The sequence below is a fragment of the Pseudomonas sp. R3-57 genome, from assembly GCF_051132065.1.
GTDB lineage: Bacteria > Pseudomonadota > Gammaproteobacteria > Pseudomonadales > Pseudomonadaceae > Aquipseudomonas.
Genome location: NZ_CP071655.1, coordinates 4,374,225 through 4,390,704 on the forward strand (window position 1 = coordinate 4,374,225; position 16,480 = coordinate 4,390,704).

The following is a 16,480-nucleotide window of genomic DNA, read 5'->3' on the forward strand; positions in this document are numbered from 1 at the left end:
AGCGAATGGAGATCATGTTCACGCCACCTGCGCGACGAGTTGCTGCGCGAGCAGATGCTTGAGCAACGCGCGGTAAGCCAGGACGCCACGGCTCTTGCCGTCGAACTGCGAAGGCGTGACACCGGCGCGGCTGGCGTCGCGCAGACGCGTGTCGACCGGGATGTAACCCTGCCAGATCTCCTCGGGGAATTTGTCACGCAGCACACGCAAGGTGTGCATTGAGGCTTGCGTACGACGGTCAAACAACGTCGGCACGATGCTGAACGGCAACGCCTGTTTGCGCGAGCGGTTGATCATCGCCAGGGTGTTGACCATGCGTTCCAGGCCTTTGACGGCCAGGTGTTCGGTCTGCACCGGGATCACCAGTTGCTGGCTCGCCGCGAGGGCGTTGACCATCAACACGCCGAGCAACGGCGGGCTGTCGATGATGGCGTAATCGAAGTCCTGCCACAGTTGCGCCAGACTCTTGGCGATCACCAGCCCCAGACCACTTTGCCCCGGCGACTGGCGCTCGAGGGTGGCCAGTGCGGTGCTCGACGGCAACAGGGAAATGCGTTCGTCGCTGGTCGACAGCAGCAACTGCCCAGGCAGGCCTTGCGGCACGCTGCCCTTGTGCAGAAACAGGTCGTAGTTGCTGTGTTCCAGACTGTCGGGATCGTAGCCGAAATAGCTGGTCATCGAGCCGTGCGGGTCGAGATCGACCACAACCACGCGCTTGCCCGCCTCGGCCAGCAACCCGGCTAAAGCGATGGAGGATGTGGTTTTACCGACACCACCCTTTTGATTGGCGACTGCCCAGACTCTCATTCAGTTCGTTCCTCCCGGCCCATTGGCTCGGCCGAGACATGCTTCAGCGTGTTAATGCGGGCGACGGAGAATTGACGACACTCTCGCGTCCCGGCGTCTTGACCGGGGTCGGTGCAGTTTGTGTGCCAGCCCGCTTGAGTGCGGCATCCGGTTGCGCATTCGCCGTGCCGGTGCCCGTCAGGCTGCGGCGCACATCAAGATTGCGCGACACCACCAGCACCACGCGACGGTTCTTCGCCCGGCCTTCGACCGTGGCGTTATTGGCCACCGGCTGGAATTCACCGTAACCCACCGAAGCGAGCCGGCCAGGGTTTACGCCCTGCATCGCCAGCATGCGCACGATGCTCGCCGAACGCGCCGAGGACAGCTCCCAGTTGGTCGGGTACTGCGCGGTGCGGATCGGTTGGTCATCGGTGAAGCCTTCGACGTGGATCGGGTTGTCGAACGGTTTCAGAATCGCCGCGACCTTGTCGATGATGTTGAACGCGATGTCACTCGGCATCGCATCACCGCTGCCAAACAACAGGCTGGAGTTGAGTTCGATCTCGACCCACAGTTCGTTGCCGCGCACGGTCATCTGATTGGAGCTGATCAAATCGCCGAACGCGGCGCTGATGTCATCGGCGATGCTCTTCAGCGGATCGCTGGCGCCGGCGATACCGGCGTCGACCTGCTCGGCATCCTTGACCAGCGGCTTGGCCGGGGTCACGGTTTTCGGCCGCTCGTCGCCGATCGGGATCGGTTTGAGCGAGCGATCGGAGTCGGTAAACACCCCGATCAGCGCTTCGGAAATGACTTTGTACTTGCCTTCGTTGATCGACGAGATCGAGTACATCACCACGAAGAACGCGAACAGCAATGTGATGAAGTCGGCGTACGACACGAGCCAGCGCTCGTGGTTAACGTGTTCTTCCTGGTGCCTGCGACGAGCCATAGTCCATTACCCCCATCAATCCATGAAGCCCTGAAGCTTCAACTCGATAGAGCGCGGGTTTTCACCTTCGGCGATCGACAGGATTCCTTCCAGCAACATTTCGCGATAACGCGACTGCCGCAACGCGATGGACTTCAGCTTGGCGGCCACCGGCAACAGGATCAGGTTGGCACTGGCCACACCATAGATTGTTGCGACGAACGCCACGGCAATGCCGTTGCCCAGTTGCGACGGATCAGCCAGGTTGCCCATGACGTGAATCAGGCCCATCACCGCACCGATGATGCCGATGGTTGGCGCGTAGCCGCCCATGCTTTCAAAAACCTTGGCCGCTTCGATATCGCGCGATTCCTGGGTGTAGAAATCCACTTCGAGAATGCTGCGAATGGCTTCCGGCTCGGCACCGTCGACCAGCAATTGCAGGCCTTTGCGCGAGTAGGCGTCGGGTTCGGCATCGGCTACGCCTTCGAGCCCGAGCAAGCCTTCCTTGCGCGCGGTGAGGCTCCAGTTGACCACGCGGTCGATGCCGCCAGCCAGATCCACCCGCGGCGGGAAAAAGATCCACGCGAGAATCTGCATGGCGCGTTTGAACGCACTCATGGGCGATTGCAGCAGCGCCGCGCCGACGGTGCCGCCGAGCACGATCAGCGCCGCCGGGCCGTTGGCCAGCGCGCCGAGATGGCCGCCTTCAAGGTAGTTGCCGCCGATGATGGCGACGAACGCCATGATCAGGCCGATAAGGCTGAGAACATCCATCAGAGACACGCCTCGACGATGTGTTTACCCATGTCATCGAGGCTGTACACCGCGTCGGCCAGATCAGCTTTGACGATGGCCATCGGCATGCCGTAGATCACACAACTGGCTTCGTCCTGCGCCCACACCGCGCTGCCGCCCTGCTTGAGCAGACGCGCGCCTTCGCGGCCGTCGGCGCCCATGCCGGTCAAGACCACCGCCAACACTTTGTCGCCGTAGGATTTCGCCGCCGAGCCAAAGGTGATGTCGACACAAGGCTTGTAGTTCAGACGCTCGTCGCCCGGGAGGATTTTCACCGCGCCACGGCCGTCGACCATCATTTGCTTGCCACCCGGCGCCAGCAGAGCCAGGCCTGGACGCAGGATGTCGCCATCCTCGGCTTCCTTGACGCTGATGCGGCAGAGCTTGTCGAGGCGTTCGGCGAACGCCTTGGTGAACGCCGCCGGCATGTGCTGAATAAGCACGATCGGCGCCGGGAAATTCGCCGGCAATTGCGTCAATACACGTTGCAGCGCGACCGGGCCGCCCGTCGATGTACCGATGGCAACCAGTTTGTAGGCTTTGCGTTTCGGTGCCGCAGACGCAGCGCTGGCCGCCGAGGTGCGCGCAGGTGCGGGCGCCGGCGCCGGACGTGTCGGAACAGGGCTGCTGTGACTGCCGTAGCTCGATGCTGCCGGAGCAGGCGTCGGTGCTGGCGCAGCGGCAGGCGCCGGGGCGCTGTAGGCACTGAAACGACGGTTGCTGCGCGAAATGCTGTGAACCTTCTCGCACAGCAGTTGCTTGACCTTCTCGGGATTGCGCGAGATGTCTTCGAAATTCTTCGGCAGGAAATCCACCGCGCCGGCGTCCAGCGCATCGAGGGTTACCCGCGCGCCTTCGTGCGTCAGCGAGGAGAACATCAACACTGGGGTCGGGCAGCGCTGCATGATGTGCCGCACCGCCGTGATGCCGTCCATCATCGGCATCTCATAGTCCATGGTGATCACGTCCGGCTTGAGCGCCAGCGCCTGATCGATCGCCTCTTTACCGTTGGTTGCAGTGCCGACCACCTGAATGCTCGGATCCGCAGAAAGAATTTCCGAGACGCGGCGGCGGAAAAACCCCGAATCGTCCACCACCAGGACTTTGACTGCCATAAACACTCCATTAGGTGCAGCGGGACGTCAGCGCCCCGCCGCCCCGGATTCAAATACGCCGTGCGGCGTAACGCTTGAGCATGCTTGGAACATCGAGAATCAGTGCAATGCGGCCGTCACCGGTGATGGTGGCGCCGGACATGCCCGGAGTGCCCTGCAGCATTTTGCCCAATGGCTTGATGACCACTTCTTCCTGACCGACCAGTTGATCGACGACGAAGCCGATCCGCTGGGTGCCCACCGAAAGGATCACCACATGGCCTTCACGCTGCTCTTCGTGAGCGGCGGAGCTGACCAGCCAGCGCTTGAGGTAGAACAGTGGCAGCGCCTTGTCCCGTACGATCACCACTTCCTGACCGTCGACGACGTTGGTGGTCGACAGGTCGAGGTGAAAGATCTCGTTGACGTTGACCAGCGGGAACGCAAACGCCTGGTTGCCGAGCATGACCATCAGCGTCGGCATAATCGCCAGGGTCAGCGGCACCTTGATGACGATCTTCGAGCCCTGGCCCTTGGTCGAGTAGATGTTGATCGAACCGTTGAGCTGGGAAATCTTGGTCTTCACCACGTCCATGCCGACACCACGGCCGGACACGTCGGAGATCTCGGTCTTGGTCGAGAAACCCGGGGCGAAAATCAGGTTGTAGCACTCGGTATCGCTCAGGCGATCGGCCGCGTCCTTGTCCATCACGCCGCGTTTTACCGCGATCGCACGCAGCACGTTCGGGTCCATGCCTTTGCCGTCATCGGAAATCGACAGCAGGATATGGTCGCCTTCCTGCTCGGCCGCCAGCACCACACGACCGCCACGGGCCTTGCCCGACGCTTCGCGTTCTTCCGGCGACTCGATGCCGTGGTCGACGGCGTTGCGCACCAAGTGGACCAGCGGGTCGGCCAGGGCCTCGACAAGGTTTTTGTCGAGGTCGGTTTCTTCACCCACCAGTTCCAGGTTGATCTCTTTCTTGAGCTGACGCGCGAGGTCGCGAACCAGACGCGGGAAGCGCCCGAAGACCTTCTTGATCGGCTGCATCCGCGTCTTCATCACGGCGGTCTGCAGGTCAGCGGTGACCACGTCGAGGTTCGACACGGCCTTGGACATGGCTTCGTCGCCGCTGTTGAGGCCCAAGCGCACCAGACGGTTACGCACCAGCACCAGCTCGCCGACCATGTTCATGATTTCGTCGAGCCGCGCGGTGTCGACACGTACGGTGGTCTCGGCTTCGCTGGCCGGTTTTTCCGCAGGCGGCGCGGCAGGCGCACGGGCCGGAGCCGGTGCAGCAGCAGCGGCCGGTTTTGGCGCTTCGGCTTTTGGTTCTGGCTTCGGCGCAGCTTTTGGTGCAGCAGCGGCAGCAACCGGAGCCTTGGCGGCCGGCGTGGCCACGCTGGATGCGGAGCCAGCCGTCGCGGCACCGGCGTCGAACTTGCCCTTGCCGTGCAATTCGTCGAGCAGCGATTCGAATTCGTGATCGCTGATCAGGTCGCTGCCGGCTGCGGCGGCGGCCGGAGCGGCCGGAGCAGGTGCCGAGGCGATTGCCGATTCCAGCGCATCGACAGCAAAGTTGCCCTTGCCGTGCAACTGATCAAGCAGCGCTTCGAATTCATCGTCGGTGATGTCGGAGCTGTCGCCCTTGGCCGGTGCGGCGGGCGCCGCGGCGGTCGGTGCGACTGCGTCTACTGCGAACTGGCCTTTGCCGTGTAATTGATCGAGCAACGACTCGAACTCGGCATCGGTGATTTCATCGCTGGCCGGCGTCTCGGCGGCTGGCGCCGGGGCCGCAGCGGCCGGGGCTTCGGCTTCGGCCTTGACGGCGTTCAGCGAGTCCAGCAACTGCTCGAATTCGTTATCGGTGATGTCGCCGGATGCGTCGCCTTCGACGACCAGTTCTTCGATCATCTCGGCCACTGGCGAAGGCGGAGCTTCGTCGGCGGTTTGCGGCTCGGCCAGACGCGCCAGCGCGGCCAGCAGTTCTGGCGTGGCGGCCGTGATCGGTGCACGCTCGCGGACTTCGCTGAACATGCTGTTCACCGCGTCCAGTGCTTCGAGCACGACGTCCATCAGTTCTGCATCAACGCGACGCTCACCCTTACGGAGGATGTCGAACACGTTTTCGGCGATGTGACAGCACTCCACCAGCTCATTGAGCTGAAGGAAGCCGGCGCCCCCTTTTACAGTGTGGAAACCGCGAAAAATTGCGTTGAGCAGGTCTGCGTCATCCGGGCGGCTTTCCAGCTCGACCAGTTGTTCGGACAGTTGCTCAAGAATCTCGCCGGCCTCAACCAGGAAATCCTGAAGGATCTCTTCATCGGCGCCGAAGCTCATTAATGGGGTGCTCCTACAGGTCTAAAAACCCAAAAAACCCGAAATTCCGAAAATCTAGAATCCAAGGCTGGATAACAAATCGTCCACATCGTCCTGACCGGACACAACGTCTTCTCGTTTATCGGCATGAATCTGCGGACCTTCACCCTGCGAGAGATGTTTTTGTGGATCTTTTTCGGCAAGCATCGCGGCACGGTCATGTTCGATGCCCGCAAAGCGGTCGACCTGACTGGCCATGAGGACGAGTTTGAGCAGATTGCTTTCGACTTCGGTGACCAGTTGGGTCACGCGCTTGATCACCTGACCGGTGAGGTCCTGGTAATCCTGGGCCAGCAGGATGTCGTTGAGATTGCTCGACACCGCACGGTTGTCCGTGCTGCTGCGTGACAGAAAACCGTCGACCCGGCGCGCCAGCTCGCGGAACTCTTCAGCCCCGACCTCGCGACGCATGAAGCGACCCCAATCGGCGCTCAACGTCTGGGCTTCATCGGCCAGACTGTTGACCACCGGCGTGGCGCTTTCCACCAGATCCATGGTGCGGTTGGCCGCGGCTTCCGTCAGCTTGACCACATAGCCCAGGCGTTCGGTGGCGTCGGTGATCTGCGACACTTCCTCGGCCTGCGGCATGTGCGGATCGATCTGGAAATTGACGATCGCACTGTGCAGTTCACGCGTGAGCTTGCCCACTTCCTGATACAGGCCACGGTCACGGGTCTGATTGAGCTCATGGATCAGTTGCACCGCGTCGCCGAACCTGCCTTTTTCAAGGCTTTCGACCAGTTCGACCGCGTGTTTTTTCAGGGTCGATTCAAAATCGCCCTGTGAAGATTCGTTATGCTCCATAGCTCCCCCGCGCGTTCTCAGCCGATGCGTTCGAAAATCTTCTCGATTTTGTCTTTCAACGCCTGAGCCGTGAAAGGTTTGACCACGTAGCCGTTCACACCGGCCTGAGCGGCTTCGATGATCTGCTCGCGCTTGGCTTCAGCGGTCACCATCAGCACCGGCAGGTGCTTGAGTTTTTCATCGGCGCGCACGTGGCGCAGCAGGTCGATACCGGTCATGCCCGGCATGTTCCAGTCCGTTACCAGAAAGTCGATGCTGCCGCTGTTGAGGACCGGAATGGCGGTGACGCCATCGTCGGCCTCGACGGTGTTGGTGAACCCAAGATCGCGCAGCAGGTTCTTGATGATCCGCCGCATCGTTGAGAAGTCATCAACGATGAGGATTTTCATGTCTTTGTTCAATTCGACCTCCAAGCAGTCTTAAACGCGCCCAGCACCTGGACGCGCCACTTCAATCAATTGGCGCAACACTTAAAGTTTGTCTGGAGCACAACGGATCGAGACCGGCGCCGCTCATCACCGCACCAGCCTCGTTTCGCAGTGTCCCCACACTGCCTTCAGCGCGCTCGCCACTCCCCCAAACGCCCCCGCAAACGGGCCGCGCACTGGCTGTGTAACTGGCTGACCCGCGATTCACTGACGCCAAGGACTTCACCGATTTCCTTGAGGTTCAGCTCTTCGTCGTAGTACAGCGCCAACACCAGTCGCTCACGCTCCGGCAAATTGGCAATCGCGTCCGCCAGCGCCGTCTGGAAACGTTCATCTTCCAGATCGCGTGACGGCTCCATGTGAGCACTGGCGCCATCTTCGTGCAGCCCTTCGTGTTCGCCGTCCTGCAAGAGGTCGTCGAAACTGAACAGGCGGCTGCCCAAAGTGTCATTCAGAATCCCGTAATAATCGTCGAGACTCAATTGGAGTTCGGCCGCAACCTCGTGATCTTTAGCGTCACGGCCGGTTTTAGCTTCAATCGAGCGAATTGCGTCGCTGACCATCCGGGTATTGCGGTGGACCGAGCGTGGCGCCCAATCCCCTTTGCGCACTTCATCGAGCATCGCGCCGCGGATTCGAATGCCCGCGTACGTTTCGAAACTGGCGCCCTTGCTGGCGTCGTATTTGGTCGACACTTCGAGCAGGCCGATCATCCCGGCCTGGATCAGGTCTTCGACCTGCACACTGGCCGGCAACCGTGCCAGCAAGTGATAGGCAATGCGCTTGACCAGTGGCGCGTAACGCTCGATCAATTCGTACTGCGCGTCACGCGCCGACTTCTTGTAAAGATTCATGCCACTGGCGGTCATATCACAGGCCCTGCGGTTTGCTGCACGAGACGCTCGACGAAAAACTCCAGATGGCCGCGCGGGTTGGCCGGTAGCGGCCAGGTGTCGACCTTCTGCGCGATGGCCTTGAAGGCCAGGGCGCATTTGGAGCGTGGAAAGGCTTCGTAGACGGCGCGTTGTTTCTGCACGGCCTTGCGCACGCTTTCGTCATACGGGACGGCGCCGACGTATTGTAGGGCGACGTCAAGGAAACGGTCCGTGACCTTGGTCAACTTGGCGAACAGGTTGCGCCCTTCCTGCGGGCTCTGCGCCATGTTGGCGAGGACGCGGAAGCGGTTCATGCCGTAATCGCGGTTGAGCAGTTTGATCAGTGCGTAGGCGTCGGTGATCGAGGTCGGCTCGTCACACACCACCAGCAGCACTTCCTGCGCGGCGCGGACGAAACTGACCACCGAGTCACCAATGCCCGCAGCGGTGTCGATCACCAGCACGTCGAGATTGTCGCCGATGTCGCTGAACGCCTGAATCAGGCCGGCATGTTGCGCCGGGCTCAGGTGCACCATGCTCTGGGTGCCGGACGCCGCCGGCACGATGCGAATCCCGCCCGGGCCCTGCAACAGCACGTCGCGCAGTTCACAGCGGCCTTCGATCACGTCGGCCAGTGTGCGTTTGGGGGTCAGCCCCAGCAGAACGTCGACGTTCGCCAGACCGAGGTCGGCGTCCAGCAGCATGACCCGACGGCCAAGCTCTGCCAGCGCCAGCGACAAGTTCACTGACACGTTAGTCTTGCCGACGCCACCTTTGCCGCCGGTCACCGCGATCACCTGTACGGGATGCATGCTGCCCATGTTATTTCTTTACCTTGTCTTGCATAGACGGAGGCCACATTACTGGCTGCGCGTTCCGGATCGGAACAATGCGTGGCAGACCATCGATGTAGGTACAAAAACTGTTCATGATTACCTCAGCCAACCTGCTTGGTCGGGCTGTGATAGATATCAGCGAACATGTCAGCCATGGCTTCTTCGCTGGGTTCTTCCTGCATTTGCACGCTGACGGCGCGGCTGACCAGTTGATGACGGCGCGGCAGATGCAGATCATCCGGAATCCGTGGGCCATCGGTCAGGTACGCGACCGGCAATTCATGACTGATCGCCAGGCTCAACACTTCACCAAGACTGGCTGTTTCATCCAGTTTAGTCAGAATGCAGCCGGCCAGCCCGCAACGCTTGTAACTATGATAAGCGGCGGTTAGAACCTGTTTCTGGCTGGTGGTTGCCAGGACCAGATAATTTTTTGAGCGAATGCCACGCCCGGCGAGACTTTCCAGCTGCATGCGCAACGCCGGATCGCTGGCCTGCAGGCCGGCGGTATCGATCAGCACCACGCGCTTGCGCAGCAGTGGATCGAGCGCCTGCACCAGCGACTGGCCCGGATCGACGTGGGTCACCGGCACATTGAGAATGCGCCCCAGCGTCTTGAGTTGTTCCTGCGCACCGATGCGGAAGCTGTCCATGCTCACCAGCGCGACATTCTGCGCGCCGTACTTGAGCACATAACGCGCCGCCAGTTTCGCCAGCGTGGTGGTCTTGCCCATGCCCGCCGGGCCGACCATCGCAATCACACCGCCCTCTTCCAGCGGCTCGACTTCCGGCACGGCAATCATCCGCGCCAGATGCGCGAGCAACATGCGCCAGGCCTGACGCGGCTCTTCGATGCCAGTGATCATCGCCAACAGATCGCGCGACAGCGGGCCCGACAGGCCAATGCGCTGCAGACGACGATACAGATTGGCTTGCGCCGGGCGGCTGCCCTGCAACTGATTCCACGCCAGCGTGCCGAGCTGGACTTCCATCAGCTCGCGCAGGCTGTTCAATTCAAAACGCATCGAATCCAGCGCACGCGGATCGACGCCCGACGAGGCTTGCGCAGGCGCTGCGGCCGGACGCGCCGGCGCGGCGTAGGTCGGCTCGGTCAACGGCTCGGCGGCGGTCAGCGGCAGGCCGGCCGTCAATGGCAGCCCGGCCGTCAATGGCAGCCCGGCGAACAACTGCTGATTAGTGTTGCCGTCGGCTTCGCCACGCAGGCTCAATTCGGCCTGAGCGGTGACGATGCGCGACTGGGTCTTGCGCAGCTCGTCCTCAAGTTCCATGTTCGGAACCCGTGGCGCCAGCGCCGACAGTTTGTAATCCAGTGCCGCCGTCAACTCGACGCCGCCGGCAATGCGGCGGTTACCGATGATGGCGGCATCAGCGCCCAGCTCATCGCGAACCAGCTTCATGGCCTGACGCATATCGGCGGCGAAAAAACGCTTAACTTGCATAAACCACTACCTCAGCCGTTGGGCCCTACTGTCGCAACGATGGTCACTTGCTTGTTGTCCGGTATTTCCTGGTAGGCCAGCACATGCAGTCCAGGGACGGCGAGGCGACCAAAGCGCGAGAGCATCGCGCGGATCGGGCCGGCAACCAACAGGATCACCGGCTGACCTTGCATTTCCTGACGCTGCGCCGCTTCGATCAACGACCGTTGCAGCTTCTCGGCCATGCTTGGCTCCAGCAGAACGCCCTCTTCCGAGCCTTGTCCTGCCTTCTGCAGACTATTGAGCAATATCTGTTCCAACCTGGGTTCCAAGGTGATCACAGGCAGCTCGGACTCAGTGCCTACAATGCTTTGGACGATTGCACGGGATACGCCGACCCGCACGGCAGCCACCAGCGCGGCGGTATCTTGACTCTTGGCGGCGTTGTTGGCGATGGCTTCGGCGATGCTGCGGATATCGCGCACCGGCACGTGTTCGGCAAGCAACGCCTGCAGCACTTTGAGCAACTGCGACAACGAGACCACGCCCGGCACCAGCTCTTCCGCCAGTTTCGGCGAGCTCTTGGCCAGCAATTGCATGAGTTGCTGGACTTCTTCGTGGCCGATCAGCTCGCTGGAGTGCTTGTACAGAATCTGGTTCAAGTGCGTTGCGACCACAGTGCTGGCGTCGACCACGGTGTAGCCGAGCGATTGCGCCTGGGCGCGCTGGCTGATTTCGATCCACACCGCCTCCAGACCAAAAGCCGGATCTTTGGCGTTGATACCGTTGAGCGTGCCGTAGACCTGGCCCGGGTTGATCGCCAGTTCGCGATCCGGGTAGATCTCGGCTTCCGCCAGAATCACGCCCATCAGGGTCAGGCGATAGGCGCTCGGCGCCAGATCGAGGTTGTCGCGGATGTGCACGGTCGGCATCAGGAAGCCCAGATCCTGCGAGAGCTTCTTGCGCACACCCTTGATCCGCGCCAGCAACTGCCCACCCTGATTGCGATCCACGAGGGGAATCAGGCGATAACCGACTTCCAGGCCGATCATGTCGATGGGCGTCACGTCGTCCCAGCCCAGTTCCTTGGTTTCCATGGCACGGGCCGGCGACGGCAGCAGTTCCTGCTGACGCTTGACCTCTTCCAACGCCACGACCTTAGCGACGTTCTGCTTTTTCCAGAACAGGTAGGCGCCACCCGCGGCCAGCGCGGCCATGCTCAGGAAGGAGAAGTGCGGCATGCCCGGCACCAGGCCCATCACCGCCATCAAACCTGCGGCCACGGCCAGCGCTTTCGGCGAGGCGAACATCTGCCGGTTGATCTGCTTGCCCATGTCTTCCGAACCGGAAGCACGGGTCACCATGATCGCCGCAGCTGTCGATAACAACAGTGATGGCAATTGCGCCACCAAACCGTCACCGATGGTCAACAAGGCATACACCTTGCCGGCGTCAGCAAAACCCATGTTGTGCTGGAAGATACCGACAGCCATGCCGCCGATGAGGTTGATGAACAGAATCAGCAGGCCAGCGATGGCGTCACCGCGCACGAACTTGCTGGCACCGTCCATCGAACCGTAGAACTCGGCCTCTTGCGCGACTTCCTGACGGCGCGCCTTGGCCTGGGCCTGATCGATCAGGCCGGCGTTGAGGTCGGCGTCGATCGCCATTTGTTTGCCGGGCATCGCATCGAGGGTAAAACGCGCGCTCACCTCGGAAATCCGCCCGGCGCCCTTGGTCACCACGACGAAGTTGATGATCATCAAGATCGCGAACACCACGATACCGACCACGTAGTTACCGCCGATCACCACCTCACCGAAGGCCTGAATCACCTTACCGGCGGCGGCGTGGCCGTCCTGACCGTGAAGCATCACCACCCGCGTCGAGGCCACGTTCAGCGCCAGTCGCAACAGCGTCGCCACCAGCAGAATGGTCGGGAATACGGCAAAATCCAGCGGCCGCAGCGCATACACGCAGACCAGCAGGACCACGATCGACAGCGCAATGTTGAAGGTAAAGAACACGTCGAGCAGGAACGGCGGCACCGGCAACATCATCATCGCCAGCATCACTAGCAGCAACAACGGCACACCCAGATTGCCTCGACTGAGGTCGGCAACGTTTGTGCGAGCAGTGTTGAATAACTGAGAGCGATCCACCGGTTTTCCCCGTTCCTTTAAAGCAAACTTTTGACGCCCCGAGTGGGCGCACGGCGGCTATTGCAAGAAGCCTTCCAACTTTTGCCATTGATTGAAACAGAGCGGGAGGTGAACGCGATCAATGTAGGAGTGAGCCTGCTCGCGATAACGGTGTGTCATCCAAAAAATTCGCCAACTGACACGCCGCTATCGCGAGCAGGCTCACTCCTACACTGGTTTGCATTCCATTCCAAAATTGGAATGCGTTCACTTGTAGGAGCGAGCCTGCTCACGAAGAGGCCCTTATGTCCGGCACAAATTTCCTGATTTAAACGAAGCTGTTTAAAAGACACCTCCAGACACGCCTTCAAGGCTACAAATCCTTGCGCCATTGCCTACAGCCAAGCCAGAATCCGCCGGCTTGTGCGCTTTGGGGCCGGGTTCTATTGTGGTCCGGTCGCTGACGAATCAGCGATCGGGTTTAGCGACTCGAACTCATGTCAAAGGTGCATCAGCGTTCCAGGCTTTGTTGCGGATCTGTATGTTCGCGATTTCGTCATGGTGGCTGTATGCGGGAGACCTTCGGGTCTGCCGGGTGCCTTTGACCGGTTCGCTAACCCGCGTACAGCCGCCACCCTCCCTGTTTAGCGACAGGTTGTCGCGGCTCCATTTCAAAGGAGCTTCACCATGACCAAACCAACGCCGAACCCGCCGGAAACCGACCCCACCTCCCCCTACGAATCCCTCGACTCCAACAAACTCCACGACGCCGCCGACCGCGCGCTTGACCACTACCTCTGCCCGCCCGGCTCGCCGCCACCGCCGCGTAAAAAACGCACGATGTACGCCGTCACCGCCGACTTCAAGAACGAAGAACTGCTGGCCAACGCCTGCGAAACCCTCGCCTCGGCCAGAACCATCGCCAATGACTTCGCCAACCTCATCCCCGCGTCGCAACGCAGAACCCTGCTGGGCATCGCGCAATTGATCATGCTCGGCGAGCTGGCGATGAATCGGGTGCTGGATAATCTCGAGTTGCCCCAATAGCCGCGCCCCCATGATCGTTCCCACGCTCCTGCGTGGGAATGCCTCAACGGACGCTCCGCGTTCGGCCTTGGAAGGGACGCGGAGCGTCCCGGGCTGCATTCCCACGCAGAGCGTGGGAACGATCAGAAGACGATCATCAAAAACCGCCGTCCCGTTTTCAGCGGCTTTGTGGTCGAGTGGTCAATACCGGAGATTTTTTACTTTTCCGTTGTTGTTCCGTGGCAAATCAAACTCGACCTCGCCGCCCACTGTGATGTTCGCCTGACGGGCATCTGCCAATGGAATGCTGAACCGGTACTTTTTTGCAGTGAGAAAAAAACCTGTGGCTTCGGCAAAGGAAATACATCGGCCCGAGGGCTTCGGTGTGATGGTGCCTGTGCCGGTTTTTTCATCGTAACTGCTGAAGATACCTTTCATTGCCTTGCTCCCTTGCACTCGCTCGCCTGACCGCGCCAGGTTCGCGGCGCCACCTTGTATCAAACTGCAAAATCAGCGCGAGCGCACCTGTCAGAGTTGACAGTAAAGGGAGGTCTCAGACCGGTGGCTGCACAGTAATTTCCCGATAAGGGGACCAGAAAAGAGGCCGGATTTATCGACCTGAGCACTTGCCTGCGTCAGAACCATCGTCAATGACTTTGCCGATCTCATACTGGCGTCGAAGCGCAGAACGCTGCTGGGGATTGCGCAACTGATCATGCCTGGCGAGCTGGGGGTGAGTCGGGCGGTGAATAATCTGGAGTTGCCGCAGTAGCGGGGATTTTTGACAAGTCCTGGTTAAGTGCTGAGGCGGCTGACGTCTTCGCGGGCAAGCCCGCTCCCACAGGTGATTGGTGTCGATCACAAACCTTGTGTGTAGACGCCGGACCTGAGGGACGCGGAGCGTCCCGGGCTGCATTCCTTTGCTGCGCGTGGGAACGATCACCACGTAAAGCGTGGGAACGATCAACGGGGTGCATTTTGATCGTCATGGGCGATCCTTGGCGGTTAGCCTGGATCACTTCGCGATCAGGACCTGCTTCGCCGTGATTTCGCCGAAATCAAGACCGTTGCGATCAAAATACTGCGTGCCTCGCAAGATCGACTGGCCTTCGACCTCGACGAAGTCTTCGTCCATGTACATCAGAACGACCTTGGTAACAGGCCCGGTGATATCAGGGGTTGTGAGGTCACTTTGCAGCAGGTTCAGCGCCCAGTGAAATTCAATGATCGGTAGATCACCAATTTTGATCATGCCGCTATCATCCAGCAGCTTGAAATCCTTAATGGCTTTCACGCGTAACGTTTGCTCAACAATTTCGAACGCCGGCTTTCCATGACGGACCTTCAAATCAGGCCCGGTCGCCCATTGATCCATGTAGTAGCGTGGCGACGTGAATAGCTGAAACAAGGCGAACTTGTCGCGGATATTTCCTGCCGCATCGAACAGATAATTGTAAGAGTAGTGATAAGCCAGCCCATCCAGCTCAGGCCTGATCGCATTGACCGGGTTGTTCAGGTAACCGTGAATATAGACGTTAGCCATTTGCGCGAAGTGCGTGAAATCGAGATCCAGATCGAATTTCACCGTGTAACGGATAGACTCCTCCTTGATGTTCCTTTCCAACATCCCGGAAACATACTTCAGTGTCATTCCTTCGAGTTTTTTATAGATTCGCTCTGCCATGATCACAATCTCTGGGCGCGGGATTATTCCCATGTGCATAGCAACGCGACCAGTGAACAGCGTCTACTGTCAGAGTTGACAGGTAGCGACGCTTTTCAGACAGACGGCCCCATCAAGAATCCCGCCGTAAATCCGGCGGAATCGGCAAGTCATCCTTGAGCGGATCCGGCCGTTTGCCCTTGCCCGCGCGGTACTGGCGGATCTGGTAGACGTACGCCAACACCTGCGCCACGGCCAGATACAGCCCGCCAGGGATCTCCTGATCCAGCTCGGTGGAGTAATAGATCGAGCGCGCCAGGCCTGGCGATTCGAGAAGCATGACGTTGTTGGCGACGGCGATTTCGCGGATCTTCAGGGCGAGGAAGTCGCTGCCCTTGGCCAGCAGCACCGGTGCGCCGCCCTTCTCCGAGTCGTACTTGAGCGCGACGGCGTAGTGGGTCGGGTTGGTGATGACCACGTCGGCGTCGGGGATCGCGGCCATCATGCGGCGCTGGGACATTTCGCGCTGGGTCTGGCGGATGCGCTGTTTGACTTCCGGGCGGCCCTCCTGATCCTTGTGTTCGTCGCGCACTTCCTGCTTGGTCATCAGCAGTTTCTTGTGCGCTTCCCACAGCTGCACCGGCACGTCGACGGCGGCGATGATGATCAGGCCGCAGGCCAGCCACAAGGTGCTCCAGCCGACCAGCAACACACTGTGAATGATTGCCTGGTCGAGCGGTTCATGGGCAATGCGCAACAGGTCATCGACGTCGGCCGACAGCACCACCAGCGCCACGCCGAGGGTGATCAGAAACTTGGCCAGCGCCTTGAGCAGTTCGACCACGGCCTTGAATGAGAACATTCGCTTGAGGCCGGCGGCGGGGTTCATCCGGCTGAACTTGGGGGCCAGCGAGCCGGCGGCGAACAGCCAGCCACCGAGGGAGATCGGCCCGACGATGGCGGCGATCAACAAGGTGATCATCACCGGCTGAATCGCCAGCAGCGCCATCAGACCCGACTGCATCAAGAAGCGGCCCATGGCGCCCTGATCCATCACCACTTCACGGGACAAAGTGAAGTTCAGGCGCATCAGGTCCATCAGGTCTTCGGCAAGCATGCCGCCGAAGATCAACAGTGCCGCGGCGCCGGCCATCATGACCGCGAGGGTGTTGAGCTCTTTGGAGCGGGCGATCTCGCCCTTCTCACGGGAATCCTTTTTGCGTTTCTCCGTGGGGTCTTCTGTTTTGTCCTGACCGCTTTCGCTCTCTGCCATGAC

At 60.4% G+C, this 16,480-nt stretch carries 15 protein-coding genes and 1 pseudogene; 2 read left to right on the plus strand and 14 right to left on the minus strand.

Annotation, left to right across the window (positions count from 1 at the left end; all coding sequences use genetic code 11):
* Positions 1–18: 18 nt before the first annotated feature.
* From J3P93_RS19660 to flhA, 11 genes are all read right to left on the minus strand, one after another.
* The gene (locus J3P93_RS19660) at positions 19–807 is read right to left on the minus strand and encodes a ParA family protein (RefSeq protein ID WP_208938224.1); all 789 of its coding nucleotides are present in this window, start codon (positions 805–807) and stop codon (positions 19–21) included.
* Between the two features lie 43 nt (positions 808–850).
* Complete coding sequence (gene motD / locus J3P93_RS19665) at positions 851–1,741, minus strand: flagellar motor protein MotD (RefSeq protein ID WP_434590955.1); 891 nt, start codon at positions 1,739–1,741, stop codon at positions 851–853.
* Between the two features lie 15 nt (positions 1,742–1,756).
* Positions 1,757–2,497, minus strand: a complete 741-nt coding sequence (locus J3P93_RS19670) for a flagellar motor protein (RefSeq protein ID WP_090282377.1) — start codon at positions 2,495–2,497, stop codon at positions 1,757–1,759.
* Entirely contained in the window at positions 2,497–3,633 is a 1,137-nt protein-coding gene (locus J3P93_RS19675) for a protein-glutamate methylesterase/protein-glutamine glutaminase (RefSeq protein WP_434590959.1), read from the minus strand. The genes J3P93_RS19670 and J3P93_RS19675 overlap by 1 nt, the downstream gene beginning before the upstream one ends.
* Positions 3,634–3,682: 49 nt before the next feature.
* Positions 3,683–5,953 (minus strand): chemotaxis protein CheA, encoded by a 2,271-nt coding sequence (locus tag J3P93_RS19680; RefSeq protein ID WP_434590961.1) that lies wholly within the window; start codon positions 5,951–5,953, stop codon positions 3,683–3,685.
* A gap of 54 nt (positions 5,954–6,007) precedes the next feature.
* Complete coding sequence (locus J3P93_RS19685; protein ID WP_042607546.1) at positions 6,008–6,796, minus strand: protein phosphatase CheZ; 789 nt, start codon at positions 6,794–6,796, stop codon at positions 6,008–6,010.
* 17 nt (positions 6,797–6,813) lie between these two features.
* The gene (locus J3P93_RS19690; RefSeq protein ID WP_161986607.1) at positions 6,814–7,185 is read right to left on the minus strand and encodes a chemotaxis response regulator CheY; all 372 of its coding nucleotides are present in this window, start codon (positions 7,183–7,185) and stop codon (positions 6,814–6,816) included.
* A gap of 167 nt (positions 7,186–7,352) precedes the next feature.
* A complete protein-coding gene (gene fliA / locus J3P93_RS19695; protein ID WP_090282374.1) occupies positions 7,353–8,093 on the minus strand; it encodes an RNA polymerase sigma factor FliA in 741 nt (246 codons plus the stop codon).
* Complete coding sequence (gene fleN / locus J3P93_RS19700) at positions 8,090–8,920, minus strand: flagellar synthesis regulator FleN (RefSeq protein WP_016771060.1); 831 nt, start codon at positions 8,918–8,920, stop codon at positions 8,090–8,092. Before fleN ends, fliA begins: the two co-directional genes overlap by 4 nt.
* A gap of 116 nt (positions 8,921–9,036) precedes the next feature.
* The gene (flhF, locus tag J3P93_RS19705; RefSeq protein ID WP_434590968.1) at positions 9,037–10,395 is read right to left on the minus strand and encodes a flagellar biosynthesis protein FlhF; all 1,359 of its coding nucleotides are present in this window, start codon (positions 10,393–10,395) and stop codon (positions 9,037–9,039) included.
* 11 nt (positions 10,396–10,406) lie between these two features.
* Complete coding sequence (gene flhA / locus J3P93_RS19710; protein WP_090282372.1) at positions 10,407–12,536, minus strand: flagellar biosynthesis protein FlhA; 2,130 nt, start codon at positions 12,534–12,536, stop codon at positions 10,407–10,409.
* 666 nt (positions 12,537–13,202) lie between these two features.
* Here flhA and J3P93_RS19715 point away from each other — a divergent pair.
* Positions 13,203–13,562 (plus strand): DUF6124 family protein, encoded by a 360-nt coding sequence (locus J3P93_RS19715; RefSeq protein ID WP_434590971.1) that lies wholly within the window; start codon positions 13,203–13,205, stop codon positions 13,560–13,562.
* A gap of 180 nt (positions 13,563–13,742) precedes the next feature.
* Here the strand turns inward: J3P93_RS19715 and J3P93_RS19720 are convergent, their stop codons facing one another.
* The gene (locus J3P93_RS19720; protein ID WP_434590974.1) at positions 13,743–13,979 is read right to left on the minus strand and encodes a hypothetical protein; all 237 of its coding nucleotides are present in this window, start codon (positions 13,977–13,979) and stop codon (positions 13,743–13,745) included.
* 187 nt (positions 13,980–14,166) lie between these two features.
* Here J3P93_RS19720 and J3P93_RS19725 point away from each other — a divergent pair.
* Positions 14,167–14,313, plus strand: a pseudogene (locus J3P93_RS19725) (DUF6124 family protein); the annotation flags it as partial.
* 243 nt (positions 14,314–14,556) lie between these two features.
* Here J3P93_RS19725 and J3P93_RS19730 read toward each other — a convergent pair.
* Entirely contained in the window at positions 14,557–15,225 is a 669-nt protein-coding gene (locus J3P93_RS19730) for a hypothetical protein (RefSeq protein ID WP_434590977.1), read from the minus strand.
* A 112-nt stretch (positions 15,226–15,337) separates the two neighbouring features.
* Positions 15,338–16,477 carry a flagellar biosynthesis protein FlhB gene (gene flhB / locus J3P93_RS19735; RefSeq protein WP_434590980.1) on the minus strand — a complete coding sequence of 380 codons (1,140 nt, stop codon included), beginning with the start codon at positions 16,475–16,477 and terminating at the stop codon, positions 15,338–15,340.
* Positions 16,478–16,480: the final 3 nt, after the last annotated feature.

Bases quoted from the DNA above. Each gene is read 5' to 3' on its own strand.
- J3P93_RS19660 (WP_208938224.1), bottom strand. From the start codon at position 807: ATGAGAGTCTGGGCAGTCGCCAATCAAAAGGGTGGTGTCGGTAAAACC.
- motD (WP_434590955.1), bottom strand. From the start codon at position 1,741: ATGGCTCGTCGCAGGCACCAGGAAGAACACGTTAACCACGAGCGCTGG.
- J3P93_RS19670 (WP_090282377.1), bottom strand. From the start codon at position 2,497: ATGGATGTTCTCAGCCTTATCGGCCTGATCATGGCGTTCGTCGCCATC.
- J3P93_RS19675 (WP_434590959.1), bottom strand. From the start codon at position 3,633: ATGGCAGTCAAAGTCCTGGTGGTGGACGATTCGGGGTTTTTCCGCCGC.
- J3P93_RS19680 (WP_434590961.1), bottom strand. From the start codon at position 5,953: ATGAGCTTCGGCGCCGATGAAGAGATCCTTCAGGATTTCCTGGTTGAG.
- J3P93_RS19685 (WP_042607546.1), bottom strand. From the start codon at position 6,796: ATGGAGCATAACGAATCTTCACAGGGCGATTTTGAATCGACCCTGAAA.
- J3P93_RS19690 (WP_161986607.1), bottom strand. From the start codon at position 7,185: ATGAAAATCCTCATCGTTGATGACTTCTCAACGATGCGGCGGATCATC.
- fliA (WP_090282374.1), bottom strand. From the start codon at position 8,093: ATGACCGCCAGTGGCATGAATCTTTACAAGAAGTCGGCGCGTGACGCG.
- fleN (WP_016771060.1), bottom strand. From the start codon at position 8,920: ATGGGCAGCATGCATCCCGTACAGGTGATCGCGGTGACCGGCGGCAAA.
- flhF (WP_434590968.1), bottom strand. From the start codon at position 10,395: ATGCAAGTTAAGCGTTTTTTCGCCGCCGATATGCGTCAGGCCATGAAG.
- J3P93_RS19715 (WP_434590971.1), top strand. From the start codon at position 13,203: ATGACCAAACCAACGCCGAACCCGCCGGAAACCGACCCCACCTCCCCC.
- J3P93_RS19720 (WP_434590974.1), bottom strand. From the start codon at position 13,979: ATGAAAGGTATCTTCAGCAGTTACGATGAAAAAACCGGCACAGGCACC.
- J3P93_RS19730 (WP_434590977.1), bottom strand. From the start codon at position 15,225: ATGGCAGAGCGAATCTATAAAAAACTCGAAGGAATGACACTGAAGTAT.
- flhB (WP_434590980.1), bottom strand. From the start codon at position 16,477: ATGGCAGAGAGCGAAAGCGGTCAGGACAAAACAGAAGACCCCACGGAG.